This is a genomic window from Stenotrophomonas maltophilia group sp. msm1, assembly GCF_032025805.1.
GTDB lineage: Bacteria > Pseudomonadota > Gammaproteobacteria > Xanthomonadales > Xanthomonadaceae > Stenotrophomonas > Stenotrophomonas hibiscicola.
This window is the reverse complement of record NZ_JAVSKH010000006.1, coordinates 101,515-127,106: the sequence shown is the minus strand read 5'-3', so window position 1 is coordinate 127,106 and position 25,592 is coordinate 101,515. Positions and strand designations below refer to the sequence as shown.

Sequence of the window (25,592 nt, the reverse complement as noted above, 5' to 3'; positions counted from 1 at the left end):
TCTGCTCGGCCCGTTCCGCCCTGCGGTGCTGCTGTCGCGTTGGCCTCTTCATCTGATCTGCGTTCTCTGCGAAAAGGAGGGCCGGCCGGCCGAGGCACCCTCAGAAGTAGTCATGGACAAGACGCACGGCGCAGAAACCACGGTGGATTTGCGGGGTGTAAGGTGATGCCTTGCACTGGCGTCGCATGATTGTCAGCTTCAGGCATAAAGGCCTGAAGGCGCTCTATGAGCGGGCGACATTTCCGGAGTCCGTGCCGATCATGTGGCTCGATTGCGGCGTTTGCTTCTGCAGCTGGATCAGGCCCGTCTGCCTGGGGACATGGGGCTGCCCGGAAATCGCCTGCACCCCCTGCGCGGGAGCTATAGCGGCTACTGGGCGGTAAGTGTCTCGGCGAGTTGGCGATTGGTGTTCCGCTTTCGTGGGCTCGACGTCGAACTGGTCGATTACCTTGATTACCACTAGGAGTCTGCTCGATGCCGTTGCATGATCCGCCGCATCCCGGGGAATCGCTGCGCGAAGATATCCTGCCGGCGATCAGTATGTCGATCAGTGCGCTGGCACAGCATCTCGGCTATTCGCGCGGCCAGCTGTCGACGATCATCAACGGGCACGCCGGCATTTCCGCAGAACTCGCATTCCGCCTTGAGCTTGCAGGTCTGGGCAATGCTCGCATGTGGCTCGCGATGCAGGCGGCATACGATCTGTGGCAGGTCGAGCATCGAGCGCATCCACCGATTGCCCGCCTGTATCTTGAGGATGCAGTGAGGATAGAGCGGTAGATCCACGCCATGCGTGGATGAGAAAAAGGGGACGGAGGGGATTAAGTCGCGTGTGCACATACGACTTGATCCCCTCCGTCCCCTTTTTTCAGGCAGTGCGCGCCAGTGCCAGGCGCAGCAGTCGCGCATCCAGACGCTCTGCGAAATCCTTCGGCGCCTGAAGGCCCATGCGCTGCAGGTACACCGTATCGCCGTCGCCTGCCGGTTGCCGCAGCGCTGCCCAGACGGTACGCAGCTTGTCGGCGCGGGTCTGCGTATTGGCCTTCAGCCAGGCCAGCGCCTTCACCAGCACCTGCTCGATCTCGTTGAAATCGCTGCCCAGCGGATAGTCGGGCAGGCTGCCATCGGCGCGGAACGGGGCCAACGCCGCTGCCAGCGCCTGCGGCGTATTGCGCTGCTGGCGCGCCGGGTCCGGTTGCGCGGCCGCCAGCAGCTTGCGCGAGGCCTGCGCCTGCTGCAGCAGCTCATTCTGGAACGGCGCCTCGGTGATCGCGGTCATTGCGTGCACGCAGTCCTCGTCGGTCAGCCCGCGCAGGTCGGCGATGCCGTATTCGTTGAGGTAGATGTCGCGCAGGTGGCGGGGGATGGTGGTGTGCCCGTAGTTCCAGCGCACGTTGGATGCGCGCTGGCCCTTGTCATCGCGCGCGGCGCGGAACATCAGCACGCTGCGCGCTTCCGGCAGCGCATGTGCCATCGCCACGAAATTGTATTGGCCGCCCACACCGGATACCACGCGTCCATCGTCCAGCGCGTCCGACACCGCCGCGCCCAGCGCGGTGGCCATCATGCAGGAGTTGAAGAAGCGCGCATGGCGGCGCTGCAGGCGTTCCAGCGTTTCGTTGCCGCCGTACAGCTGGTTGATCTCGCTGATGCGGCGCATGCCGATCGCGCGGCATTCGTCTTCCGGCAACGTGCGCAGCCATTCGTAGAATTCCGGCGAGCCCAGGTAGAACGCGCCGTGCAGGTACTCACCCTCGGCGGCCAGGGTGGCGTGGTCGATCGACAACGTGCTGCCGTTCTCGATGCGCTGCATCAGCGCCAGGTCGTCGTGCACCTTGCGCTTGATCACCCCGGTCTGCACCAGCCGCCGGAAGCCTTCGTTGAGCATCTCGCTGCAGCCGTACAGGCCCACCTCGAACGGATCCAGTCCGCCGATTTCCTGCACCAGCGGGTGGCTGGCCAGCTGCGGGTCCAGCGCGTGCAGTACGCGGCGGTAGCGGGCGTTGTCGGTGTGGCGCAGCACCAGCGCATGGCTGAGCGCGTCGGCCAGCGTGCCGATGCCGATCTGCAGGGTACCGCCGTCGCGCACCAGCGTGCTGGCATACAGGCCGATGGCATAGTCGGCGTCGCCGACCGGCTGCCTCGGCAACCCGAACAGCGCGGGGTACGGCGGCGGCGGGGTGATCACCAGATCGAAGAACGACACATCGACCGTGGCCGAGCCGCCCAGGTAGGGTAGCTGGGGATCGATCTCGGCGATCAGCAGTGGACGCGGCAGGCCACGGGCGGTCATCGCATCCAGCGTGTCCTGGGTGATGTCGTTGTTGCACGACAGCGAAAGCCGGCGATCATCCGGCCGCATTGCCACCTTCTGCACGATCACCTGCGGCGCGCGCTGCGCCACCGCATCGGCGGCGTGGGTGTAGTTCAGGCTGGTATAGCTGGACTGCGCCTGCCGTGAACCGAGCAGGGCGCCGGACTGCATGTAGAACTCTTCCACCTGCACATGTGCCGGCAACGCGTCGCGCGCGATCGCATCGGCATAGGCCAGTCGCGGGAAATCGTCGCCGAAATGGCGCTGCGCGAACGGCGCCAGGAAGCGCGCTTCCAGACCGTTGCCGCGCGCCTTCGGCGGGTTCAGCGACAGCGCGGTATACAGCTGCAGCGGCCGCGAAGGGTCGTGCTCGACGCGTGCGTAGAGGGCATTGAGCAGCCGGTGTGGCTTGCCCAGTGCCAGCGGTGCCCCGATCCGCAGCGGCCCGTCCACGCGCGCAAACAACCAGTCGACAGCGGCGTCCAGGTCGGTGAGGTGTTCGGTCATGCGGGGCGGTCCTGCGTGTGGGGGAGTGCGGGCATTACAGCATGTCGGGCTTGAACCGCCGTCGACGCGACACTTCGGTGCCGGCCACCATGAACTGCCCGTCGCCGCGGTAGTGCACCGTGCGCGGCAGTTTCGGCCGGGGCGCAACATGGGCGCGCACGATTTCCCAGACAAACAGATTGCTCGACGCCACCTGGCTGTCGTCGTACAACCGGCATTCGAAGCACGAATGGCATTGGCCGACCAGCGGCGCGCCGACCTCGCGTGCGGGCAGCGCGTCGAGCCCGAACCGGGCGAACTTGTCGACCTCGCGGCCGCTGCAGTTGCCGATGTCGACCACGGTATCGAGCAGCTCCACGCCGGGTACGTTGATCACGCACTCGCCACTACTGACGGCCAGTGCATGGCTGTGGTTTTCATTCCAGAGGTAGGTGGCGACCAGCGACGGCGAAAAGCCCATCACCATGTGCCAGCCCATCGTCATCAGGTTGCGCTGGCCCTGCCACGCGGTACTGACCAGCACGATCGGGCCGGGTTCGAGGAAGCGGCGCGCCTGCTCGACCGGGAAATCCTTCTTGGGCAGCGCTTTCATCCGGGGCCTGGGGCGGGCGGAATCGATGCTGGCGCAGCCGGGATGAAACCGGAGTCGAGGGGCTTGACAGGCAGGACGATTACGCGCGTAATCGAAGAATCGATTACGGATGTAAACCATGATCCCTATCAGCGAAGCCGAAGCCGTTGTGATGGAGGTGCTGTGGCAGAAGGCACCGCGTAGCGCCGACGAAGTGGTCGCCGCGCTGGCCCACCGCGACTGGGCCGAACCGACCATCAAGACCCTGCTCAACCGCCTGCTGACCAAGGGCGCGATCGCCGCCGAGCGCGATGGCCGGCGCTACCTGTATCGGCCCCTGCTGCAACGCCAGGCATGGGTGGAAGCGCAGAGCCAGGACTTCATCGGGCGTGTCTTTGAAGGGCGCGTGGCACCGCTGGTCGCGCACTTCAGCGAACGCGGCCAGTTGAGCGCGCAGGACATCGCCGAACTGAAGAAGCTGATCCAGGAGCTGGACCATGAATGAGCTGCTCGACGGGTTGTTGCAGTCCAGCCTGTGGCTGGCGGTGGGCGTGCTGTTGCTGGCGGCGCTGCGACCGTTGCTGGTGCGGATGGGCGGCGCAGGGCTGGCCTACCGTAGCTGGTGGCTGCTGCCGATGCTGCTGGTGGCACTGATGCTGCCGTTGCCGCAGGTTGCGTTGTTGCAGCAGGTACCCACGCTGCCGCTGAAAGTGATGCCCGGTGCGCTTGATAGCGTGGCCGGGCATTCGCTTTCATGGGCCGGGCTGTTGTTCGCGCTGTGGGCGCTGGGCGCGGGCATCTGCCTGCTGCGCGACCTGCGCGCACAACGCCGTTTCGAACGGCGGATGGGTCCACTGACGCCGCGCACCGATGGCAGCTGGCAGGCCAGCGGCGATCCCGGCCTGCCCGCGCTGGTGGGCCTGTGGCGGCCGCGCATCGTGGTCGGCCCGGCATTCGACCAGCAGTTCAGTGCACAGGAGCAGGGCCTGATCCTGCAACATGAGCGCAACCACCGTCGCAACGGCGATCACTGGGCCAACGGCGCTCTGCTGCTGGCGCGCGTGGTGTTCTGGTTCCACCCGCTGCTGCCATGGGCCGCACGCCGCTTCCTGCGCGATCAGGAACTGGCCTGCGATGCCCGCACCATCGGTCCGCAGCCTGCGCTGCGAGGCCTCTATGCCAGCACGCTGCTGAAGGCGCAGCTGGTCCACCCGGTTGCGCCTGCGGTCTGCCATTGGCGCGGCCAACCCGTGTTGAAGGAGCGTATCGCCATGTTGAAGCAGTCCAAGCGGAAGGCATTGCCGTGGGTGTCCGGGCAGGTGCTGGTGGTCGGGTTGTGTGTGGGCATGGGCGCGGTGGCATGGGCCAGCCAGGGCGGTGCGGCCGGTGGCACCCGGATCGGTGTCGAGCCGTTCGAACATGCGCAGGACGATGCGGCCAAGGCGGGGTTGGACCGGCCGATCCAGGTGGACAAGATGCCGCCGCCGTCCTATCCGAAGTCCGCCGTCGAGCAACGCCAGGTAGGCGTGGTCAATCTGCGCATCGAAGTGGATGCACAGGGCCATCCGACCGATGTGCGGGTACTCAGTGCGACCAATCCGGGGGTGTTCGACGCCGTCTCCGTCGCTGCCGCGCGCAGCTGGACCTATCGTCCCGCGGTGAAGAACGGCAAGCCGGTGGCCGGTGCCGTACGCATTCCGATCACCTACGCCATGGATGACACCGAGGACGCGAAGTGAAGTCCGCGCCGCTGTTGATGATGGCGGCGCTGCTGGTGGGGTGTGCAACCCAGGATCGCCTGACCACCGTCGATACCCGCAGCGAGAATGTCGGTCACCAGCGCCTGCAGCCGCAGGCGGGCGGCGGCAGTGGGCAGCTGCAGGTGTATTCGCTGGGTGCGACCGAGGGCTACCGGATGCCGCAACTGTACGCGGCACCGGACCCGGAGGTAGGCGATCGCGACCCGCGCGCGGAACTGGCGCCGACCACCATCTGCCTGCAGGTGGTGGTTGATGCCAACGGCGACGTCGAGCGCAGCCTGCCATTGACCGATCGCCCGGAGTGCGCGGCAGGTGCTGCGGGCGAGAATGCGCCCCTGCTGCAGGCAGCGCAGGAAGCCGTGGCGATGTGGAAGTACTCGTCCGCAGCGGTCTGCCACTTCGCGGCCGGCAAGGTGCCTGCCAATCGCGGTGACTGCCGCGGCGCCGAGCGTGTCGAACCGGTGGCCGTCACCCTGCAATACGCCTTTACCTTCGAGATCGTGAAGGGCCAGCACGTGGTGCGCACGCAGGGAAAATGATCGCTCGCGATGACCGGGGTAGCGCCGGGCCATGCCCGGCGGGCGCAGCGGCGTGGATCAGGCCCCGCCCTGGATGTTGGCCTTCACTGCGGGCTGCATCAGCTTCGGTTCTTCCAGCGTCGCATCGCGGGCCTGGCGCACGCTGACGAACTCCGCCTCGGCCACGCCGTCGTGCACGTGGATATTGTGCGCGCGCTGTTCGCCGATGGTGGTTTCGTTGGCGAACCCGCGGCCACCCGGGCCGTAGTCGTGGCAGACGAATACGCGCGTCGCATCGGGCAGGGCCAGCAGACGCTGGATCGAGCGGTACAACTGCGCGGCATCGCCGCCCGGGAAATCGCAGCGGGCGGTGCCGCCATCGGGCATGAACAGCGAGTCGCCGGTGAACAGCGCATCGCCGATCAGATAGGCGATGCTGTCGCTGGTGTGGCCGGGCACGGCGATGACCTGACAGCGCAGTTCGCCCAGAGCGAAGGTCTCGCCATCGCTGAACAGGCGATCGAAGATCTCATCGGCGGCCGGAAGCTGCAGGCCGTAGCGCGGCGCAAAAGTGGCCTGCACCGCACGGATGCCTTCGCCGATGCCCAGCGTGGCCTGCGGAAAGCGGTGCTTGAGCCGGCGCCCTGCCGACACATGATCGGCGTGGGCATGCGTCTCCAGCAGCCAGCGCAGCTGCAGGCCTTGTTGTTCGATGGCATTCAGCACGTCGCGCAGCGGTGCTTCGCTGCTGGCGTCGGTATCCGGGTCGTAGTCCAGTACCGGGTCGATCAGCGCTGCCTCGCCACTTGCCGGGTCGCTGACCAGATAGCTGAAGGTGTTGCTGTCACGGTGGAAGAACGACTGAACCTGGACCGACATTGGAACGCTCCTCAGCGCGTGCCGAGCACGCGGTTCAGCAACTGCGCCAGGTTCTCACCGGCCAGTCGCAGCTGCGCTTCGGCCAGCGGCCGGTAGCGCTCGGTGTATTCGTCACCGATTTTACGCGTGGCCGGATAAACGCCGGCTTGCATGGAAATGCGGCAGCTGGCCTCGGCCCACGTCTGCGGGTCGCGCTGCGGGTTGGACTGGCGCGCCAGCTTCGGCGCGCGCTGGCTCTGCAGCACCGGCAGATAGCCGGCATCGTCCAGCTTGCGGGTGTTCAGCATGCCGCTGTCCCACAGCGAATGCAGGTTGGTACCACGGTTGCCGAACTGCAGCTGGAAATCGTTGCCGCCCTTGTCGTGGGCGTAGCCGGCGTGCATCGGCTGGTGGATGTCGCCGACCAGATGCACGACGAACTTCAGCGCCTGCAGGCGCTCGCCGTCGGTCAGGCTGCGATCGCCGAGGATGGCGCTCTGTGCCTTCAGGGCCTCGACGATGCAGTTGCCGTTTTTGCAGTGCTTCGGTGCTTCGTAGTGGCAGTTGTCTTCGGCGATGTTGACGTAGTGCCAGCCGGCCGAGCGGCGGCCCAGGCCCGGGTCCTTGGCGCGCAGCTGGTCAGCCCACGGCGCGATGCTGGCCAGCGTGGCGTCCGGTTCGGTGGCCAGCAGGCGGTCCACTTCGGCGCGGGCGGCGGGGTTGAGGCGGGCGTCGGCGACTTCGGCAACCAGGCGGTGGCCTTGCGCGCCCCAGGCATGGGCCGGGGCGGAAGCGGACAGCAGGGCCGGTGCCAGGGCGGCGGCGAGGAACAGGGAGTGCAGGGCTTTCATGCGCACATTCTAGCGGGGTAGGTGGATTGAAGAGCGGCGCGTTCCTTTCTGCTGGGGGCTGGCTGCAGGGGCAGCCCCCATCCAACATGGCCGCGGAGGCGGATACGAACGTCAAAGGCAACATCAAAAACAAATGCAGGATCAAAATCCGCCTTCTGCAATTGCAGGCAACCATTACGCCTCGGATGTGCAGGCTCTGCCCTTGCCTTTGCTTGAGCTGGCACGCACGCGGTGATGGGAAGGGGCGAGGCGGGGAACGGGGCCGGGACCGTTGGCGCCATGGATGGCGCCATCGAGCCCCCAAGGATGGGTTTACGGCGTGTCCCGGCCCCGTTCCCCGCCTCGCCCCAGCTCCGGAACTGCTTCAGTCCCAGGAACAAAAAAAGCCCCGGCAATCACCGGGGCAACATGCTGCGAGGGTTTCGCGTGCAGCGGGGGAGCGGGGGCGAAGCCCCCGCGCCCAACACACCGCTTTAGAACTTGAAGACGTACGACGCGCCGTAGACCAGCGGATCGATGTTGACTGTGCCGATCTTCTCGCCGTTCAACTTCACCTTGCTGTCGATGTCGATCCAGCGCATGTCCACGCGCAACGCGCCCTTCTCGCCGATCGCGAAGTCCACGCCCGCATGCGCGGCCAGGCCCCACGAATCCTGCAGCTTCAGCTTGCTGCCGGCCAATGCGCCGGTGGTGTCTTCGCTGAAGAAGGTCGTGTAGTTCACGCCGGCGCCGACGAACGGCGAGACCTTGCCCTTGCTGTTGAAGTGGTACTGCAGGGTCACCACCGGCGGCAGCTGCTTGGTGCTGCCCACGCGGCCCAGGCCGTTGATGTTGATGTCGTGCTTGAACGGCAGCGCCGCCAGCACTTCGATGCCCAGATTGTCGGCGATGAAGTATTCACCGGTGATGGTCGGCTTCACGTCGTTGTCGACGTCGACCTTCAGGGTGCCGCCGGCGAGCCAGCCGTTGTTCGACTTCGGCGCCACCTGGTGCACGCCGGCCGAGATCGTCCAGTCGCCCTTGGACTGGGCCATGGCCGGAGCGGCGGCGAGGGACAGGGCGGCGGCCAGGCCGGCCAGGATCAGGGGGGAGGTCTTGCGCATGGGGGGATCTCGTTGCTGGGTGGATGGCGACAGTCTCGGCCTCACGCCGTGCTAACGCTTTGATCCGGATCAAATCCTGTCCGTGGGCCCGCCGGCGGCCCCCGACTGGCCCACGGTGGCCAGCGGCGGTTTGCTAGACTTGTGGGCCCTATCCATCCCGCCGCACCTGTCGCGGCCGCAGGAGCTTGAGAAATGGCAATCAAGGTTGGTATCAACGGTTTCGGTCGCATCGGGCGTAACGTCCTGCGCTCGGCGGTGCTGAACTTCGGCGACGACATCGAAATCGTGGCCATCAACGATCTGCTGGAGCCGGACTACCTGGCGTACATGCTCAAGTACGACTCCGTGCACGGCCGCTTCCAGGCCGACGTGGCGGTGCAGGGCAACGACCTGCTGGTCAACGGCAAGAAGATCCGCCTGACCCAGGAACGCGACCCGGCCAATCTGAAGTGGAACGAGGTGGACGTGGACGTGGTGATCGAGTCCACCGGCCTGTTCCTGACCAAGGAAACCGCGCAGAAGCACATCGATGCGGGCGCGAAGAAGGTCATCATGTCGGCCCCGTCGAAGGACGACACGCCGATGTTCGTCTACGGCGTGAACGACAAGACCTACGCCGGCCAGGCGATCATCTCCAACGCGTCGTGCACCACCAACTGCCTGGCTCCGCTGGCCAAGGTCATCAATGACAAGTGGGGCATCAAGCGCGGCCTGATGACCACCGTGCACGCGGCCACCGCCACCCAGAAGACCGTCGATGGCCCGTCCAACAAGGACTGGCGCGGCGGCCGGGGCATCCTGGAGAACATCATTCCGTCGTCCACCGGTGCGGCCAAGGCCGTCGGCGTGGTCATCCCGGAACTGAACAAGAAGCTGACCGGCATGAGCTTCCGCGTCCCGACCTCCGACGTGTCGGTGGTCGACCTGACCGTCGAGCTGGAAAAGGAAGCCACCTACGCCGAGATCTGCGCTGAAGTGAAGGCACAGAGCGAAGGCGCGCTGAAGGGCATCCTGGGCTACACGGAAGACAAGGTCGTGGCCACCGATTTCCGCGGCGAGACCTGCACCTCGGTGTTCGACGCCGAGGCCGGCATCGCCCTGGACGGCACCTTCGTCAAGCTGGTCACCTGGTACGACAACGAGTGGGGCTACTCGAACAAGTGCCTGGAAATGGCCAAGGTCGTCGCCGCCAAGTAAGGCCGGCGAAGATCGCACGCGGACCCCGGCCTGGCCGGGGTTCGTCGTTTATGGGCCCAGCCCTGTCGTAGCATGGGCCGGTCGACCGCTGCCGCTGGGGCGCGGGATTGCAATGGAAGCATGCAATGGAAGCACTCATAGCCCTGGTGGTACTGGTTCTGCTGGCCATCCCGCTGCTGCTGGTGGTGGCGCTGGTGATGATTGCCGGCCTGCGCCGCCGTGTGGCCGCGCTGGAGGCCGCCATGGCTGCCGCGCCGGCCGCCCGGCCGGTTGCAGCCGAGCCTGCGCCGGAACGGTCTGCGCCCCTGCCTGTGGCCGGCGCCGATCCGCCGTTCCTGCGGCCGGTGGCGGCTGCCGCACCTCCTCCGCCCCAGCCAACGCCACCGCCGGTGCGCGAAGCGGTGTCTGCGGCAGTGGAGGCGCCGCGCCCGGTCGCACCACCGCCGGTGCCACCCGCGCCGGTGCAGCCGCCGTTGCCCCCCGAACCGGCACTGCCCAACTTCATCGAGCGCGGCATTGGCGCGGTCAAGCGTTGGTTCACCGAGGGCAACGTGCCGGTCAAGATCGGCATGCTGGTACTGCTGGCCGGTGTTGCCGCGCTGTTGAAGTACGTCAGCGACCAAGGCTGGCTGGTGTTGCCGATCGAGCTGCGCCTGGCCGGCGTCACGGTGGGTGCGCTGGGCCTGTTGGCGTTCGGCTGGCATCAGCGCGAGCGCCGGCGCCTGTTCGCACTGGCACTGCAGGGCGGTGCCATCGGCGTGTTGCTGCTGACCATCTTCGCCGCCTTCAAACGGTTCGAGCTGCTCAACCCCGGGTTTGCCTTCGCCAGTTCGATCGCGCTGGTGGCCGGCCTGTGCGTGCTGGCGGTGGTGCAGAATTCGCGCACGTTGGCGGTGCTGGGCATCCTCGCCGGCTTCATGGCACCGCTGTGGCTGTCCACCGGCAGTGGCAACCACGTGGGGCTGTTCAGCTACTACGCGGTGCTCAACGCTGGCATCTTCGCCATCGCCTGGTTCCGTCCGTGGCGTGCGCTGAACCTGCTTGGCTTCGCTTTTACCTTCGGCATCGGTACGTTCTGGGGCGTGTTGCAGTACGCGCCGGACAAGTTCAGCAGCACCGAGCCGTTCCTGCTGCTGTTCTTCGCCTTCTACCTGTTGATCCCGCTGCTGTACGCGCGCCGGCAGCCCGCCGGGCGACGTGACCTGGTCGACGGCAGCCTGGTGTTCGGCACACCCCTGGTTGCCTTCTCGATGCAGGCGGGCATGCTGCACGAGCAGCCGATGACGCTGGCGCTGTGCGCGCTGGGCCTGGCGGCGATCTACGCGGTACTGGCGCGGGCACTGATCGCGCGCGCGTCTTACACCGTGCTGGCGCAGTCGCATGCGGTGCTGGCGGTGGGCTTCGCCACGCTGGCGGTGCCGCTGGCATTGTCTGCGCGTGCCACCGGCGCGGTGTTCGCGCTGGAAGGTGCGGGCCTGGCCTGGCTGGGCCTGCGCCAGAAGCGCTGGTTGCCGCAGGTGTCCGGTGCGCTGCTGCAGATCGGCGCCGCGTTCGCCTTTGTGGCAGGCGCCGACCACTGGCTCGACGACGCCCGCTTCCTGCTCAACCCGACCGCCATCGGTGCGTTGCTGCTGGCCCTGGCCGGGTTCGCCTCGGCGTGGAGCTACCAGCGCAGGGTGCGCCACGAGATCGCACTGGTTTACTACCTGTGGGGCCTGCTGTGGTGGCTGGGCGGCCTGGTGCACGAGATCTTCCGCTTCTTCCCGCACCGCACGCAGGCCGATGGGTTGCTGGTGCTGGTCGCGGCCACGGCCTGGCTGGCGGCTGAAGTGCAGCGCCGCCAGCCGGCACGCGCGCTGGGCGTCACCGCGCTGGCGATGCTGGCCCTGGGCTTCCCGCTGGCGCTGATGCAGAGCGATGCGCACCAGCAGCCGTTCGCCGGCTATGGCGCGCTGGCCTGGGCGGTGTTCGCGGCGCTGGGCGTCCGTACGTTGCTGTGCCTGCGCCAGGGCGGCAACACCGTGGCACGCATCGCGCAGTTCCTGTGGTGGCTGCTGTGGCCGTCGCTGCTTTCGTTGCTGGCCCTGTGGGGCGGTGGCGAGGCCGGGCTGGCACAGGGCTGGACGCTGCTGTTGTTCACGCTGCCGTGGCTGCTGATGGCGGCGCTGTCGTTGTGGCGCTGGGACGCACTGCGGTGGCCCCTGGGGGCTGCCTTCGACAGCGTGCGCCTACCGTTGCAGTGCGTGCTGTTCGGCCTGCTGTCCGCAGGCTGGCTGTTCGGCCAGTTGCTGCCGGGTGACGCAGCGCCGCTGCCGTGGCTGCCGGTGTTGAACCCGGCCGAGCTGGGGCAGTGGTTGAGCCTGGCGCTGCTGGCGCGGTGGCTGTACAGCGGACAGGCGCCGCAGGCACTGGTAAAGATCCGGCTGCCGCTGTTGGCATTGGCCATCTTCGTCGCGCTGACCAGCCTGGTGCTGCATGGCGTGCATCAGTGGGGCGGCCTGTCATGGAGTTCGTCGATGTTGCGTTCCAGCCTGGCGCAGACCAGCCTGACCGTGCTGTGGAGCGTGCTCGGCGTGATCGCCTGGGTCTGGGGTTCGCGCCGTGGCCAGCGCGTGTTGTGGATGGTGGGAGCGGTGCTGATGGGCGTGGTGTTGGCCAAGCTGGTGCTTGTCGATCGCCAGCACCTGGGCAACCTGCTGGGCATCGCATCGTTCATCGCCTACGGCCTGCTGTGCACGGTCGTGGGTTATCTGGCACCGGCACCGCCCAGCGCGGCGCCGACCGTGGAGGAAAAACAATGAAGACGTGGAGCAGGGCGCTGCTGCCGGCGATGTTCGGCATGCTGGCCGCCGTCACCGCACAGGCTGCCGATTACCGTACCCAGTACGCCGAACAGTGGCCGCTGACGTTGTCCAGCGCACAATCGGGTGCCTACCGTGTCGTGCTGGAACCGGCGATCTACCGTCGCTCCGGTAGCGCAGACCTGGGTGACGTGCAGGTGTTCAATGCCGCCGGCCAATCGTTGCCGTCGGCATTGCTCGCGCCGGACCAGCCGCTGGCACAACCGCCGGTGCAGCGGGAACTGCCGTGGTTCGCGTTGCCGCCGCTGGCCGAAGCACAGCGTAACGACCTGCAGTTGCTGACCGAGCGCGATACCGATGGCCGTGTCCGTCGCGTGGAAGCACGTGTGACTGGCGGTGCAAGGGCCAACGGGCAGGGCGGCTGGCTGATCGACGCCAGTGTGCTGGGCCAGCAGCCGCTGGCGGCGCTGGTACTGGATTGGGCCGACAGCGGCCAGCCGTTGCAGGCTCAGGTGCAGCTGGACGTCAGCGACGACCTGCAGCATTGGCGTGCACTTGGCCGCGACATCCCGCTGGTGGACCTGCAGCGCGCCGGCAAGCGCCTGCTGCAGCGCCGCCTGCAGGTGGATGGGGAAGCGCGCTATCTGCGCGTGCTGGCGCAGGGCGATGCCCGTCTGCCAACGTTGCGCAGCGTACTGGCCGAGCTGCCGCCGGCACCGGCCACACTGCCATGGGAGTGGTTGTCGCTGGCACCGACCTCGAAGGGCAAGGGCGAGTACACCTTCGAGATGGATGGCCGCTTCCCGGCGGCGCGTGCCGACGTGGCCAGCACTGACAACAGCCTGGTGCAGTGGACATTGTTCAGTCGCGATGACGAGAGTGCAGAGTGGCAGCGGCGCAGTGCGCCGTGGATTGCCTATCAGCTGCAGCAGGGCGCGCAGGGCCAGCGCCAGCAATCAGCGGCCCAGCCGCTGGGCGGCGTGCACCGCGATCGTTACTGGAAGCTGGTGGCGAACCCCGCCGAAACGGCAACCGCACCCACCCTGCGCCTGGGTTATCAACCCGAAGTGCTGGTGTTCCTGAGCCAGGGAGCAGCGCCATATGCACTGGCAGTGGGCAGCGCGACCGCGCGCCGAATGGAAGCGCCGATCGGCGTGCTGATTGAAGAGCTGCGCCAGCGTAATGATCCGTCGTGGCAGCCGACGCTGGCGCGCCTGGAAGGCAGTCCGGAACCGCTGGCCGGCGATGCGGCGCTGAAGCCGCAGCACGATTGGAAGGCGTGGTTGCTGTGGGCGCTGCTGGGGCTGGGTGTGTTGGTTGTTGGCGGCCTGGCGGTCAGCCTGCTTCGGCAGAAGCCGGCGCCTTCGGCGTAGGTTCCGGCGAACGGCGCAGCCCCTCGTGGGTGGGCGGTTGGTCGCGTAAAGCAAAAGCCGTGCTTGGCCGGGCGGGGTGGGTTCGCGGGAGACGCCGCAAGTACGTCCTTGTAGGCTTGGCAGCGGCTTGCTCGTGTGCGCTGTCCTGCGCACCCGGCAAGACCGGGGTTGGGCGTCCTGCCCAACCCGCCCGAGGCATGCCTCGGGCCCATGCGGCTGACACTCCCGCGAACCCACCCCGCCCGGCCTCTGACAATTTCCGTGTGCGTCCACCCACGGAAAGAAAAAAAGAAGAGCAAAAGCTGCTTGGCAGGGCGCTCTTTGTAGAGCCGAGCCCACGCTCGGCTGCTGTTCGCGATAGACCCAGCCGAGCACGGGCTCGGCTCTACATTTTTCTCCGACATCAGAAACCGCTCTTGCCTTTGCCATCCGCTCCGTCACATGAACCTGTCGAGGCCGGGGCGGTGTGGGTTGGCAGGGGTGTCAGCCGCATGGATGCGGCTGCCAAGCCTCCATGGACGGATTCACGGCGCCCCCTGCCAGCCCACACCGCCCCGGCCCACCCCCAGCATCATGAAGCGTCAGCGCTCTGGCAGTTGCTGTTGCTGTTGCCGTTGCCGTTGCCGTGCGCCTCTGCCTGCCGCAGGCATCGACCCTCCCACCACCCGCACCCGATACAATGGCCGTCTGCCGTATCCCGGCATCCCGTCCCTGAGCCAAAGAGTTGCCCATGTCCATCGTCCGCATGACCGACCTCGACCTCTCCGGCAAGCGCGTGCTGATCCGCCAGGATCTGAACGTGCCGATCGAGAATGGCCGCATCACTTCCGAACAGCGCATCACCGCTTCGCTGCCGACGCTCAAGCGTGCGCTGGAGCAGGGCGCGGCGGTGATGGTCACCTCGCACCTGGGGCGCCCGAAGGAAGGCGTGTGGAGCGAAGCCGATTCTCTGGCGCCGGTGGCCCAGCGCCTGTCCGAACTGCTCGGCCGCGAGGTTCCGCTGGTGCGTGACTGGGTCGACGGCGTCGAGGTGCAGCCGGGCCAGCTGGTGCTGCTGGAAAATTGCCGCATGAATGTCGGCGAGGGCAAGGACGATGAAGCCCTGTCGAAGAAGTACGCGGCGCTATGCGATGTGTTCGTGATGGATGCCTTCGGCACCGCGCACCGTGCGCAGGCCTCCACCCATGGTGTCATCCGCTTCGCACCGGTCGCGGCCGGTGGCCCGCTGCTGATGGCCGAGCTGGACGCGCTGGCGCAGGCGCTGGATGCACCGGCCAAGCCGTTGCTTGCCATCGTCGCCGGCAGCAAGGTCAGCACCAAGCTGGAACTGCTGGCCAACCTGGTCGGCAAGGTCGATCAGCTGATCGTGGGTGGCGGCATCGCCAATACTTTCATTGCTGCCGCTGGCCATAACGTCGGCAAGTCGCTGTATGAACCGGACCTGCTGGACACGGCGAAGAAGATCGTGGCCGATGCGAAGGCGCGTGGCGCCGACATTCCGGTGCCGGTGGACGTGGTCACCGCCAAGCAGTTCCTGCCCGACGCTGCCGCGGAAGTGAAGGCGGTCGATGCCGTTGCCGAAGACGACCTGATCCTGGACATCGGCCCGCAGACCGCCGCGCAGTACGCGCAGCTGATCGAGAAGGCCGGCACCGTGGTCTGGAACGGCCCGGTCGGCGTGTTCGAGTTCGAAGCCTTCAGCAAGGGCACCGAAGCGCTGGCCCGCGCCATCGCCAGCTCGAGGGCATTCTCCATCGCCGGTGGCGGCGACACCCTGGCCGCGGTCGACAAGTTCGACATCGCCCAGCAGGTCAGCTACATCTCCACCGGCGGCGGTGCGTTCCTGGAGTTCCTGGAAGGCAAGACCCTGCCGGCGGTGGCCGCACTCGACGCGCGCGGCGCATGAGTGGCGAGCGCGGCAAGGATGTGCTGTTCTTCGACCTGGACGGCACGCTGATCGATTCGCAGGTGGGCATCACCGCCTGCATCGCCTATGCGCTGCAGAAGATGGAGTACCCGGTGCCGCCGCAGGACACCCTGCGGGGCTGGATCGGTCCGTCGCTGCGTACCACCTTCATGCCGCTGTTCGGTGAACCGGCGCGGGTGGAACAGGCAGTGGGCTACTACCGGGAGCGCTTCGATGTCGAAGGCTGGCGCGAGCACACGGTGTACCCGCAGGTGGAGGACACCCTGCGCACGTTGCATGGTCGCGGCCACCGCCTGGCGGTGGTCACGGCCAAGAACGAGCCGCATGCGCGCCGCATCCTTGCCCACCTGCCGTTCGGCGGGCTGTTCGAGGAGATCGTCGGTTCGACCCTGGACGGCTCGCGCAGCCACAAGCCGGAACTGGTCGGCGAGGCGTTGCGTCGGCTGCAGGTGCAGCCTGCGCAGTGCTGGATGATCGGCGACCGCCGCATGGACATCGAAGGCGCGCGCCACCACGGCCTGCGCAGTGTGGGCGTGCTGTGGGGCTTTGGCGGTGAGGCCGAACTGACCGAAGCCGGCGCGGGCCAGCTGGCCCGTGAGCCGGCGCAGCTGACGACGCTGTTGGCCTAGGCTCCTGTAGAGCCAAGCCCATGCTCGGCTGCTTCGGCCTATGCCCAGCCGAGCATGGGCTCGGCTCTACAGAACTGCCTGCGCCGGCGTATGTCCGGGTGATGTCCGTTCCATGACCCGCGAAGACAAGCGGCACAAGGCTGTAACCGTATACATGCGACGTGAAGGATGTGCTAATTTCCGTCCTTTACCGGGAGAGGCCCATTCACCATGTTCGAGCGTCAGCGTCGCACCAAGATCCTTGCCACCCTCGGTCCGGCCACTGATCCGCCGGGCGTGCTGGAGGATCTGTTCCGCGCCGGCGTCAACGTGGTACGCCTGAACTTCAGCCATGGCGACCCCTCCGGCCAGGCCAAGCGTGCCGCCGAAGTGCGTGCCGCCGCTGCCCGCGTGGGCGTGGAAGTGGGCATCCTGGCCGACCTGCCGGGCCCGAAGATCCGCATCGAGCGCTTCGCCGAAGGCAAGGTGCAGCTCAAGGCGGGTGACCGCTTCGACCTGATCGCCAGCACCAACGCCGGCCCCGGCGATGCGGCCCAGGTAGGCGTCAGCTACCTCGGCCTGCCGCAGGACGTCGGCCCGGGCGATGTCCTGCTGCTCGATGATGGCCTGATGCAGCTGCAGGTGGTGGAGGTGCAGGGCGAGCGCATCATCAGCACCGTGCTCAACGACGGCGCGCTGTCTGATCGCAAGGGACTGAACAAGCAGGGCGGTGGCCTCTCGCTGGGCGCACTGACCGAGCGCGACAAGGAACTGATCGGCATCGTCGCCAAGATCGGTGTCGACTTCATCGCCGTGTCGTTCTGCCGCAACGCGCAGGACATGAACGACGCGCGCGAGATCGCCCGCTCGCACGGCTGCGATGCCGCGCTGGTGTCGAAGATCGAGCGCACCGAGGCGATCGAGAACCTGGAAGAGATCGTCGAGGCCAGTGACGTTGTGATGGTCGCCCGTGGCGACCTCGGCGTGGAAATCGGCGATGCCGAGCTGCCCGGCCTGCAGAAGAAGATCATCAAGGCCTCGCTTGCGCAGAACAAGGTGGTGATCACCGCCACGCAGATGCTGCAGTCGATGGTTGAAAGCCCGATCCCGACCCGCGCCGAAGTGCTGGACGTGGCCAACTCGGTCATCGATGGCACCGACGCGGTGATGCTGTCTGCCGAGACCGCTGCCGGTGCCTGGCCGGTCAAGGCGGTGGAAGCGATGGCGCGTATCTGCCTGGGTGCCGAGCGCCAGTTCCAGACCGAGACCGACTTCAACGCCTCGCCGCGTAATCTGGAACGTGCCGACCAGGCGATTGCCATGGCCACCATGTTCCTGTCGCAGCACGTGGGCGTGCGTGCGATCGTGGCGATGACCGAATCCGGTGGCACCGCCCGCTACCTGTCGCGGTTCCGCGCCAAGGCGCCGGTGTTCGCAGTCACCCGCCACGACGGCGCGCGCCGCCAGATGGCCCTGATGCGCGATGTGTTCCCGATCAACTTCGACAGCCGCGGGCTGACCCCGCGCGAAGCCGCGCGCGGCAGCATCCGCCTGCTGGTGGAAGCCGAACTGCTGCAGGCCGGTGACCGCGTCGTGTTCACCAGTGGCGAGCACATGGAAACCCACGGTGCCACCAATACCCTGCGCCTGCTGGAAGTGGGAGAGGACGGCCGCGCCATCGGCCTGGGCGACCTCTGAGGCCCGCCGGGGTCGGATCCCCGCAAGGGCTCTGACCCCGTGCCGCAGGACATCGCTTGTCCTGCGCCGACATTGGAATCGTTTCCATTCTGGCCTGCACGCCGGCGCGACGGGCGGCGGGGCTATACTTGTGTTTTTCCCGCACCCGCCACAGGAAGTACATGAGCATCGAACAGCTGGCTGAAACCGCCCAGGCCATGGTTGCCCCGGGCAAGGGCATCATCGCGATCGACGAATCCACCGCTACCATCGCCAAGCGTTTCGCTGGCGTCGGTATCGAGAACACCGAGGAGAACCGTCGTGCCTACCGCGAACTGCTGCTGACCACGCCGAAGCTCAACGAGCACATCTCCGGCGCCATCCTGTTTGACGAAACCATCCGCCAGTCGACCAAGGACGGCGTGCCGTTCGCCAAGTACATGGCCGACCACGGCATGATTCCGGGCATCAAGGTGGACAAGGGCGCGCACCCGCTGGCCGGCTGCCCGGGCGAGCTGGTGACCGAAGGCCTGGATGGCCTGCGCGAGCGCCTGCAGGAGTACTACAAGCTGGGCGCGCGGTTTGCCAAGTGGCGTGCTGTGATCAACATCGGCGAGAGCATCCCGTCGGGCACCTGCATCGAGTCCAACGCCCATGCGCTGGCCCGCTACGCAGCGCTGTGCCAGGAATGCGGCCTGGTGCCGATGGTCGAGCCGGAAGTGATCATGGACGGCGACCACGACATCGAGACCTGCTACGAAGTCACCGAAGCGACCCTGCGTTCGCTGTTCGACGCCCTGTACCAGCAGAACGTGCTGCTGGAAGGCACCATCCTGAAGGCTTCGATGGTCATCTCGGGCAAGGACTGTGAAGAGCAGGCCGATGTCGAGGAAGTGGCCGAGTCGACCGTGATGTGCCTGAAGAGCACCGTGCCGGCCATCCTGCCGGGCGTGGTGTTCCTGTCCGGTGGCCAGAGCGACGAGCAGTCCACCGAGCACCTGAACGCGATGAACCAGCTGGGCAACCTGCCGTGGCCGCTGAGCTTCTCCTACGGCCGTGCCATGCAGCAGTCCGCGCTGAAGCTGTGGGCCAAGGACATGAAGGGCAACTACGCTGCTGCCCAGAAGACCGTGTACGAGCGCGCCAGGGACAATGGCCTGGCCGCGCTGGGCAAGTGGAACGGTTGATCCGTCCCATCGCCGGATGAACAAGGCAGCGCCGGCATCACGCCGGCGTTTGCTTTTGCGGGTATCTTTTCCGCCCCCATGCGCCCGGCCGGTGCGTGGGAACCACATGGAAGGCCAAGGAGAAACAACATGCGTTTGGCAGCAATCACACTGGCCGTAGCCACGGTCCTGGTCGCCGGCGGGTGCAACCGCATCGGTGGCGGCGGTGCCGAGGCAGGCAAGGCCGCGTCGCTCGATTTCGACAAGCCGGTCTCCGGCGAGATCACCTCGCGCAGCGGCATCAACTTCAATGACGGCAGCCATCACCAGCTCTACCAGATCAGGCTGGAAGACAGGGATCTGGTCGGCCTGAAGCTCACTGGTGCCCTCAGCGGCTCGATTGCGGTGTTCAACAACGGCAGCCTGGTATCCACCAGCAACACAGGCTATGAGCGCGAGGGGGACGTCTCGCTGGCTTTCCGTGCCAACGGCAGTGGTACCTACCAGGTGGCAGTCAACGCCGATGGCCCGACCGCGTTCGGCCCTTATCGCCTTCGCGCCGAGAAGCTGAAGCCGTACGACGGCAAGCCGCTGGCGGGCAGTGGCGAGATCGTCGATATGCTGGCCAGCAACTCGCAGGACTACACGTTGCAGGTGGACAAGGCGGGCCTGTACGAGATCCGGCTGGTCTCGGACGCCTTCGACCCGGTGCTGAAGCTGTCCGGGCAGGGCGTGGATGCCGAGAATGACGACGGCGGGGACAGCACCAACTCGCGCCTGACCCTGTCGCTGAAGCCGGGCAAGTACACGCTGACCGCGCGTGGCCTCGGCGACGGCGTCAGTGGCATGTTCACCTTGTCGGCCAATCGGATCGAGCTGCCGGGCAACCTGGTCGATCGCGATGGCACCGCACTGCCGAAGTCCGGCAGCGTGTACACGATGCTCGATAACGATGGCGTCCGCCGCTTCCTGCTGACGCTGGACCGTCCGACCAATGTGCGGCTGGATGCAATCTCCGGCCAGGTCGATACCGTGCTGCGCGTGGTTGGCGGCGATGTCGAACTGACCGACGATGACGGTGGCAACGATACCAACGCACGCCTGGAAGAAGCGTTGCCTGCCGGTCATTACACCGTCGAGGTGTCCAGCCTCAGCAACGGCGCGGGCATGGTGGAAGTGCGTGTGCAGGTGGACGGCGCCAGCGCCGATGGGGCTGCTGCTTCGGCGGCAAGTGCCGCTGCCGACGCGGCCGCTGCTGCGGCCGATGATGCCGCCGCGGTGGAAGCTGCCAGCCGTTGAGCGTGTTCCACACTCCGTGGGAGTGTGGACAACGGCGCAACAGGAAAGGCCGGGCAATGCCCGGCCTTTTCCTTGACGCTGACCGCCGGATTCAGTGCGCGGCGGCGAAGCCCGCATCACCCAGCGGCGACAGCATCGAGCCGCGCGGTTCGCCGTCTGCGCCTTGCCCGGCGGCGCTCAACGCTTGCTGGTACGCCTTGGCCGTCGCGGTATTGAACGCCACCAGCACGATGCGCATCGGCTGCGCATGGCTGCGCTGCCAGGCCAGTGTCTCGGTCACGGCGATCTGCGCCGCCTGGTACAGCGGATAGCCATACACACCGCAGCTGATCGCCGGGAAGGCGATCGACTGCACCTCCAGCGACTCGGCCAGCTGCAGCGATTTCCAGTAGCAGTTGGCGAGCAATGCCGGCTCGTCGCGCTGGCCGTCGTGCCAGACCGGGCCCACCGTGTGCAGTACATGCCGTGCCGGCAAGGCGTAAGCGCCGGTGGCACGCACTTCGCCGGTCGGGCAACGCACGCCGGGGCGCAGCTCGGGCAACCGCTCGCACTCGGCCCGCAATGCGGGGCCGGCCGCACGATGGATCGCGCCGTCCACACCACCGCCGCCGAGCAATGTTTCGTTGGCCGCGTTGACGATCGCATCCACCGCCAGGGTCGTGATGTCACCCTGCCAAACTTCGATCTTCATGCGTCCGTCTCCTGCCTGTGAGGTGTTCCGCGCAGCCTCTGCGCCGGCTGTACCCCACGGTAGGGGACAGGGCATCGATACTGCGTCATGACCGTCTCACGCGCTGCGATCCGACGGCCTTCACGCACGATGGCGGTCGCTGCCTTCACGCAGGCTGAAGCGGTCACGGATTCGCGGCAGGCGGTGGCGCCAGGCAATGCCCGGCGGCTTGCGTCATGGCAGGCCAGCCAGCCAGTCGTCGTCGGAACCCTCGTTCACATCGGCGAACAGCGGCGTGGAGAAATAGCGTTCACCGGTGTCCGGCAGCATCGCCAGGATCACCGAGCCCGGCTCAGCGCGGGCTGCCACGTCCAGCGCGCTGGCCACGGTGGCGCCGGCGGAGATGCCGACGAAGATCCCTTCCTCCGCCGCCAGTCGGCGCGCGGTGGCGATGGCGCGGTCATCCTCCACCGACACCAGTTCATCCACCACATCGCGGTTGAGCACGTCCGGCACGAAATCCGGGGTCCAGCCTTGGATCTTGTGCGGTTTCCAATCATCGCCCTTGAGCAGGGCGGCGCCGGCGGGTTCGGTAGCAATGACGCGGGTCTGCGGGCGCGCGACCTTCAACACTTCGCCCACGCCGGTGAGCGTGCCGCCGGTGCCCCAGCCACTGACGAAGTAATCCAGCCGCTTGCCGGCGAAGTCGCGCAGGATCTCGGCGGCCGTGGTGTTGCGGTGATAAGCCGGATTGGCCGGGTTGGCGAACTGGCTGGCCAGGAACCAGCCATGCTGCTCGGCCAGTTCGCGCGCCTTGCGCACCATGCCGCTGCCACGCTCGGCGGCCGGGGTCAGGATTACCTTCGCGCCATAGGCGCGCATCAGTTTGCGACGCTCCACCGAAAAGGTCTCGACCATCGTGGCCACGAATTTGTAGCCGCGCGCGGCAGCGACCATCGCCAGCGCCACGCCGGTGTTGCCCGAGGTGGCCTCCACGATCGTGTCGCCTGGCTTGAGCAGGCCACGCGCTTCGGCGTCGAGGATGATTGCCAGCGCCAGGCGGTCCTTGACCGAGCCGCCCGGATTGAATGACTCGACCTTGGCGTAGACGCTGACCTGTGGCGGTGCCAGGCGCTGCAGCCTGACGATGGGGGTGTTGCCGACGGTATCGAGGATGGACTCGTACAGGGCCATGGAAGCGCTCCGGAAACGGGGCCGCGCCGGGCTTCGGCGGGCAAAGGGGGAGGGCTGGCTGTTCAGGCCAGCGGCTGCCGGCTGACCGTAGCGCCGGCATATGACGCCCGGAAATGACCAGATACCTTTCTTAAACAACCTTTGGTTATAAGCTGGTGACGGCAATTGACCCTAGAGTGGACCTCCGCCCCACGCCGCCTGCCTCCCATGACGCTGACCCAGCTGCGCTACCTGGTTGCCATTGCCGATGCCGAGCTGAACATCACGCTCGCTGCCTCGCGCGTGCACGCCACCCAGCCCGGCCTGTCCAAGCAGCTCAAGCAGCTGGAAGACGAGCTCGGCTTTCTGTTGTTCGTGCGCAAGGGCCGCAGCCTGGAGTCGGTCACCCCGGCCGGCACCGAGGTCATCGCCCGCGCCCGCGCGGTGCTGGCTGAGGCCAACAACATCCGCACCTACGCGGCAAACCAGCGTCGCGAGAGCCAGGGTCAGCTGATCCTGACCACCACGCACACCCAGGCGCGCTTCGTGCTGCCGCCGGCGGTGGCGGCGATCAAGCAGGCCTACCCGCAGGTCAGCGTGCACCTGCAGCAGGCCGGTGAAGCCGACGCGCTGGACCGCTTGAACCAGGGTGATGCCGATATTGCGATCATCAGCACCGCAGGCGGTGAGCCCACCGATGGCATCGCAGTGCCGCTGTTCCGGTGGCGGCGCCTGGTGGTGGTACCCAAGGGGCACCCGCTGGACCGCGCCGGCCGCGCACCGGACCTGGCCGCGCTGGCCCGCCAGCCGTTGATCAGCTACGAATCCTCGACCCGACCGAACTCATCCCTGCAACGCGCCTTCGCCGCCAATGGGCTGGTGCCCGATCTGGCACTGACCGCGCTGGATGCGGACCTGATCAAGACCTACGTACGCACCGGGCTGGGCGTGGGCCTGCTGGCCGAGATGGCGGTCAGTTCCAGCGACGAAGACCTGCGCTCGTGGCCGGCGCCGGACCCGATCGCCGAGTGCATTGCCTGGGCGGTGTTGCCGCGCGACCGGGTGCTGCGCGATTACGCGCTGGAGCTGGTGCACGTGCTGGCACCGCAGATTGATCCGCGTGACCTGCGGCGGGTGCTGGATGGCAACCAGGCGGCGGCGTGGCCGGTGCCACCGACGTGGGAGTCACTGACCCAGACCATCACGGTGTGAGGGGTTGGTCGAGCAGGGCTTGCAGCCCTGCACCCGCCGAATCAATGGCAACAGCCGAAGCAACAGCAACAGCTGGCTTCCGTGGGGGGCGGGGCGGTGTGGGCAGGCAGGACACGCCGTAAACCCATCCCTGGGGGCTCGATGGCGCCATCCATGGCGCCAACGGTCCTGCCTGCCCACACCGCCCCACCTCTGACAGATTTAGATGGCTGTTGGTAGGTGTCGACCTTGGTCGACACGGTAGATCCACGCCATGCGTGGATGAATCTCCATCGAAATCGAATATTTCGAATTGAAATCGAAAAGCATCCACGCATGGCGTGGATCTACTGCAGATCGCGGAGATCTGTCGAAGGCGGGATGGGTCCGGTTGCGGGAGTGTCCGCGGCATGGATGCCGCGGCCAAGCCCCCATGGTGAAGTGACCCCCGAGACTTGGACAGGGGTCAGGCGGCCGATTGGGCCTGTTGGGCCTGCTCCCGGTACTGTACCGGGCTCAGGCCCTTCAATTTCAATTTGATTCGCTCTTGGTTGTAGTACTGGATGTATTCCACCAGCCCCGCCTCCAGACTCTCGATGCTGTCAAAGCTGTTCAGGTAAAAGAACTCCGACTTCAGCGTCCCAAAGAAGCTCTCCATCGCTGCATTGTCCAGGCAGTTGCCACGCCGGGACATGCTTTGTTTCAAAGAGTGCTTCTCCAGTATGTGCCGGTAGTTTTCATGCTGGTACTGCCAGCCCTGGTCGGAGTGGATCATCGGTCGCTCATCCGGCGAAAGCTTCTTGATGGCCTCCTCCAGCATCTGACCTACCAGATCGAACACGGGCTGGCGCTTGATCTGATAAGCCACGATTTCGCCGTTGTAGAGGTCCATGATCGGCGACAGATACAGCTTCATGCCTGGGTGAACTTGAACTCGGTCACGTCGGTCACCCACTTCTGGTTGGGGCGCTCGGCGTGGAATTGGCGATTGAGGTCATTGCCAACCACAACATTGGCGGCCCCCTTGAAGGACCGGTAGCGCTTCCCCCGTACCCGTGATTTCAGGCCCATTTCCCCCATCAGGCGCTGTACCCGCTTGTGATTGGTCCGATGACCCTGATTGGCCAATTCCAGCGTCACCGTGCGATAGCCATAGCGCCCTTGGCTTTGATCGTAGATTGCACGGATGCGCTCGCACAGGGCTGCCTCGTCCTGATCCGGATGGGCCAGGACATGGTTCTGGTAATAGAACGTACTGCGTGACAGCTCCGCCGCTTCGAGCAGAAGCGACAGCGTATGAACCTGCCTCAATCCTTGGATGGCTTGCGCTTTGCGTCTTGCGCCGCCTGCTCTTCCCGGATCAAGGCATCGAGTTTTTTTAGGTAGTCGGTCTCCGCACGCAGATAGGCGACTTCCTTGAGCAGCTCATCGCGGCTCATTTCCTCAGGTGGCTTGGACGAACGGGTCTTTTTCATCGGCTTTCGGGGCAGCGGCGGAGGCGGTGCCAACGCTTGGGCACCGCCTTGAGCATACAGGCGCCGCCATCGCCCCACCGCGCCGGCATCACCGATCTGGAAGTAGGTGGTGGCCTCCCGCCCGGACATGCCGTCCTGGCTCATTTTTTCCAGGACAGCCAACTTGAACGGGAGGTCATAGAACCGGGCCTGGCGATGAAATCCGCGCCAACCATGCAGCCGATAGGTCGCCACCCAGCGCCTGACCGTGGAGGCCTCCAGGCTGTGGCGACGAGCAACGGCTTTGACTGATGTGGAGGTCTTGCAGGCCTCTTTGGCAACCTGCAGTTTGAAACGAGCGTCATATCTGTTCATGTATCCCTCGGGGTTGGATCTGGCGTCCAACTCCCGGGGGTCACTTCATGGATGGGTTTACGGCGTCTCCCGCAACCGGACCCACCCCGCCTACCCTCAGGAAACCGCTTTTGCTGTTGCTTCGGCTCTTGCCGTGGTCCGCAGCAGCTGCAGGGCTGCAAGCCCTGCCGATAAACTCCCTCCTGCGACGGTTCGTCGC

21 protein-coding genes and 1 pseudogene are annotated in these 25,592 nt (G+C 66.4%); 14 read left to right on the top strand and 8 right to left on the bottom strand.

The genetic code is table 11. The features are described 5' to 3' along the window. The first annotated feature begins 262 nt into the window (after positions 1-262). Together ROV95_RS20875 and ROV95_RS20870 are read left to right on the top strand one after the other, a co-directional pair. Positions 263-463, top strand: coding sequence for a type II toxin-antitoxin system RelE/ParE family toxin (locus ROV95_RS20875; protein WP_312546244.1), 201 nt, complete (start codon positions 263-265; stop codon positions 461-463). 11 nt (positions 464-474) lie between these two features. Beyond that, positions 475-780, top strand: a complete 306-nt coding sequence (locus ROV95_RS20870; RefSeq protein ID WP_014038309.1) for a HigA family addiction module antitoxin — start codon at positions 475-477, stop codon at positions 778-780. An 88-nt stretch (positions 781-868) separates the two neighbouring features. Here the strand turns inward: ROV95_RS20870 and ROV95_RS20865 are convergent, their stop codons facing one another. Continuing rightward, positions 869-2,821 carry an acetyl-CoA hydrolase/transferase C-terminal domain-containing protein gene (locus tag ROV95_RS20865; RefSeq protein WP_312546243.1) on the bottom strand — a complete coding sequence of 651 codons (1,953 nt, stop codon included), beginning with the start codon at positions 2,819-2,821 and terminating at the stop codon, positions 869-871. Between the two features lie 34 nt (positions 2,822-2,855). Then, positions 2,856-3,413 carry a flavin reductase family protein gene (locus ROV95_RS20860; protein WP_312546241.1) on the bottom strand — a complete coding sequence of 186 codons (558 nt, stop codon included), beginning with the start codon at positions 3,411-3,413 and terminating at the stop codon, positions 2,856-2,858. 118 nt (positions 3,414-3,531) lie between these two features. Here ROV95_RS20860 and ROV95_RS20855 point away from each other — a divergent pair, with 118 nt between their 5' ends. From ROV95_RS20855 to ROV95_RS20845, 3 genes are read left to right on the top strand one after another with little or no spacing between them, the layout of a single operon-like run. After that, the gene (locus ROV95_RS20855; protein WP_251102994.1) at positions 3,532-3,897 is read left to right on the top strand and encodes a BlaI/MecI/CopY family transcriptional regulator; all 366 of its coding nucleotides are present in this window, start codon (positions 3,532-3,534) and stop codon (positions 3,895-3,897) included. Further along, positions 3,890-5,131 carry a TonB family protein gene (locus tag ROV95_RS20850; RefSeq protein WP_312546239.1) on the top strand — a complete coding sequence of 414 codons (1,242 nt, stop codon included), beginning with the start codon at positions 3,890-3,892 and terminating at the stop codon, positions 5,129-5,131. The genes ROV95_RS20855 and ROV95_RS20850 overlap by 8 nt, the downstream gene beginning before the upstream one ends. Next, positions 5,128-5,691 (top strand): hypothetical protein, encoded by a 564-nt coding sequence (locus ROV95_RS20845; protein ID WP_010484079.1) that lies wholly within the window; start codon positions 5,128-5,130, stop codon positions 5,689-5,691. Before ROV95_RS20850 ends, ROV95_RS20845 begins: the two co-directional genes overlap by 4 nt. A gap of 57 nt (positions 5,692-5,748) precedes the next feature. Here the strand turns inward: ROV95_RS20845 and ROV95_RS20840 are convergent, their stop codons facing one another. The 3 genes from ROV95_RS20840 to ROV95_RS20830 form a co-directional block, all read right to left on the bottom strand. Continuing rightward, positions 5,749-6,549, bottom strand: a complete 801-nt coding sequence (locus tag ROV95_RS20840; protein ID WP_019660009.1) for an MBL fold metallo-hydrolase — start codon at positions 6,547-6,549, stop codon at positions 5,749-5,751. A gap of 11 nt (positions 6,550-6,560) precedes the next feature. Further along, positions 6,561-7,379, bottom strand: coding sequence for a S1/P1 nuclease (locus ROV95_RS20835; RefSeq protein ID WP_312546236.1), 819 nt, complete (start codon positions 7,377-7,379; stop codon positions 6,561-6,563). A gap of 473 nt (positions 7,380-7,852) precedes the next feature. Beyond that, positions 7,853-8,482 (bottom strand): OmpW family outer membrane protein, encoded by a 630-nt coding sequence (locus ROV95_RS20830; protein ID WP_312546234.1) that lies wholly within the window; start codon positions 8,480-8,482, stop codon positions 7,853-7,855. Positions 8,483-8,674: 192 nt separating this feature from the next. Between ROV95_RS20830 and gap the strand changes: the two genes are divergently transcribed. The 8 genes from gap to ROV95_RS20790 all read left to right on the top strand — a co-directional run bounded on the left by gap (position 8,675) and on the right by ROV95_RS20790 (position 20,530). Then, the gene (gene gap / locus ROV95_RS20825) at positions 8,675-9,679 is read left to right on the top strand and encodes a type I glyceraldehyde-3-phosphate dehydrogenase (RefSeq protein ID WP_312546232.1); all 1,005 of its coding nucleotides are present in this window, start codon (positions 8,675-8,677) and stop codon (positions 9,677-9,679) included. Positions 9,680-9,804: 125 nt separating this feature from the next. Further along, complete coding sequence (locus tag ROV95_RS20820) at positions 9,805-12,480, top strand: DUF2339 domain-containing protein (RefSeq protein WP_312546230.1); 2,676 nt, start codon at positions 9,805-9,807, stop codon at positions 12,478-12,480. After that, positions 12,477-13,853: a DUF3999 domain-containing protein gene (locus tag ROV95_RS20815; RefSeq protein WP_155030036.1), complete on the top strand. Its 1,377-nt coding sequence runs from the start codon at positions 12,477-12,479 to the stop codon at positions 13,851-13,853. Before ROV95_RS20820 ends, ROV95_RS20815 begins: the two co-directional genes overlap by 4 nt. A gap of 730 nt (positions 13,854-14,583) precedes the next feature. Further along, complete coding sequence (locus ROV95_RS20810) at positions 14,584-15,759, top strand: phosphoglycerate kinase (RefSeq protein WP_312546227.1); 1,176 nt, start codon at positions 14,584-14,586, stop codon at positions 15,757-15,759. Then, on the top strand, positions 15,756-16,409 hold the full coding sequence (locus ROV95_RS20805; RefSeq protein ID WP_019660016.1) for an HAD hydrolase-like protein: 654 nt from the start codon (positions 15,756-15,758) through the stop codon (positions 16,407-16,409). The genes ROV95_RS20810 and ROV95_RS20805 overlap by 4 nt, the downstream gene beginning before the upstream one ends. A gap of 210 nt (positions 16,410-16,619) precedes the next feature. After that, positions 16,620-18,086 (top strand): pyruvate kinase, encoded by a 1,467-nt coding sequence (gene pyk, locus ROV95_RS20800; protein WP_312546225.1) that lies wholly within the window; start codon positions 16,620-16,622, stop codon positions 18,084-18,086. Between the two features lie 161 nt (positions 18,087-18,247). Further along, positions 18,248-19,252 carry a class I fructose-bisphosphate aldolase gene (locus ROV95_RS20795; RefSeq protein ID WP_312546223.1) on the top strand — a complete coding sequence of 335 codons (1,005 nt, stop codon included), beginning with the start codon at positions 18,248-18,250 and terminating at the stop codon, positions 19,250-19,252. A gap of 129 nt (positions 19,253-19,381) precedes the next feature. Next, positions 19,382-20,530 (top strand): ABC transporter substrate-binding protein, encoded by a 1,149-nt coding sequence (locus tag ROV95_RS20790; protein WP_312546221.1) that lies wholly within the window; start codon positions 19,382-19,384, stop codon positions 20,528-20,530. A 91-nt stretch (positions 20,531-20,621) separates the two neighbouring features. Here the strand turns inward: ROV95_RS20790 and ROV95_RS20785 are convergent, their stop codons facing one another. Further along, positions 20,622-21,221, bottom strand: a complete 600-nt coding sequence (locus ROV95_RS20785) for an O-acetyl-ADP-ribose deacetylase (protein ID WP_312546219.1) — start codon at positions 21,219-21,221, stop codon at positions 20,622-20,624. Between the two features lie 213 nt (positions 21,222-21,434). Next, positions 21,435-22,394: a cysteine synthase A gene (gene cysK / locus ROV95_RS20780; RefSeq protein ID WP_019660021.1), complete on the bottom strand. Its 960-nt coding sequence runs from the start codon at positions 22,392-22,394 to the stop codon at positions 21,435-21,437. A 207-nt stretch (positions 22,395-22,601) separates the two neighbouring features. On the opposite strand from cysK, the gene ROV95_RS20775 reads away from it, so the two are divergent. Further along, positions 22,602-23,585 (top strand): LysR family transcriptional regulator, encoded by a 984-nt coding sequence (locus ROV95_RS20775; RefSeq protein WP_312546217.1) that lies wholly within the window; start codon positions 22,602-22,604, stop codon positions 23,583-23,585. Between the two features lie 445 nt (positions 23,586-24,030). Here the strand turns inward: ROV95_RS20775 and ROV95_RS20770 are convergent. Continuing rightward, positions 24,031-25,393, bottom strand: a pseudogene (locus tag ROV95_RS20770) (IS3 family transposase). Positions 25,394-25,592 lie beyond the last annotated feature (199 nt).

Excerpts from the sequence above, each read along its gene's own strand:
- ROV95_RS20870 (WP_014038309.1), top strand. The coding sequence starts at position 475 with ATGCCGTTGCATGATCCGCCGCATCCCGGGGAATCGCTGCGCGAAGAT.
- ROV95_RS20865 (WP_312546243.1), bottom strand. The coding sequence starts at position 2,821 with ATGACCGAACACCTCACCGACCTGGACGCCGCTGTCGACTGGTTGTTT.
- ROV95_RS20860 (WP_312546241.1), bottom strand. The coding sequence starts at position 3,413 with ATGAAAGCGCTGCCCAAGAAGGATTTCCCGGTCGAGCAGGCGCGCCGC.
- ROV95_RS20855 (WP_251102994.1), top strand. The coding sequence starts at position 3,532 with ATGATCCCTATCAGCGAAGCCGAAGCCGTTGTGATGGAGGTGCTGTGG.
- ROV95_RS20850 (WP_312546239.1), top strand. The coding sequence starts at position 3,890 with ATGAATGAGCTGCTCGACGGGTTGTTGCAGTCCAGCCTGTGGCTGGCG.
- ROV95_RS20840 (WP_019660009.1), bottom strand. The coding sequence starts at position 6,549 with ATGTCGGTCCAGGTTCAGTCGTTCTTCCACCGTGACAGCAACACCTTC.
- ROV95_RS20835 (WP_312546236.1), bottom strand. The coding sequence starts at position 7,379 with ATGAAAGCCCTGCACTCCCTGTTCCTCGCCGCCGCCCTGGCACCGGCC.
- ROV95_RS20830 (WP_312546234.1), bottom strand. The coding sequence starts at position 8,482 with ATGCGCAAGACCTCCCCCCTGATCCTGGCCGGCCTGGCCGCCGCCCTG.
- gap (WP_312546232.1), top strand. The coding sequence starts at position 8,675 with ATGGCAATCAAGGTTGGTATCAACGGTTTCGGTCGCATCGGGCGTAAC.
- ROV95_RS20820 (WP_312546230.1), top strand. The coding sequence starts at position 9,805 with ATGGAAGCACTCATAGCCCTGGTGGTACTGGTTCTGCTGGCCATCCCG.
- ROV95_RS20815 (WP_155030036.1), top strand. The coding sequence starts at position 12,477 with ATGAAGACGTGGAGCAGGGCGCTGCTGCCGGCGATGTTCGGCATGCTG.
- ROV95_RS20810 (WP_312546227.1), top strand. The coding sequence starts at position 14,584 with ATGTCCATCGTCCGCATGACCGACCTCGACCTCTCCGGCAAGCGCGTG.
- ROV95_RS20805 (WP_019660016.1), top strand. The coding sequence starts at position 15,756 with ATGAGTGGCGAGCGCGGCAAGGATGTGCTGTTCTTCGACCTGGACGGC.
- pyk (WP_312546225.1), top strand. The coding sequence starts at position 16,620 with ATGTTCGAGCGTCAGCGTCGCACCAAGATCCTTGCCACCCTCGGTCCG.
- ROV95_RS20795 (WP_312546223.1), top strand. The coding sequence starts at position 18,248 with ATGAGCATCGAACAGCTGGCTGAAACCGCCCAGGCCATGGTTGCCCCG.
- ROV95_RS20790 (WP_312546221.1), top strand. The coding sequence starts at position 19,382 with ATGCGTTTGGCAGCAATCACACTGGCCGTAGCCACGGTCCTGGTCGCC.
- ROV95_RS20785 (WP_312546219.1), bottom strand. The coding sequence starts at position 21,221 with ATGAAGATCGAAGTTTGGCAGGGTGACATCACGACCCTGGCGGTGGAT.
- cysK (WP_019660021.1), bottom strand. The coding sequence starts at position 22,394 with ATGGCCCTGTACGAGTCCATCCTCGATACCGTCGGCAACACCCCCATC.
- ROV95_RS20775 (WP_312546217.1), top strand. The coding sequence starts at position 22,602 with ATGACGCTGACCCAGCTGCGCTACCTGGTTGCCATTGCCGATGCCGAG.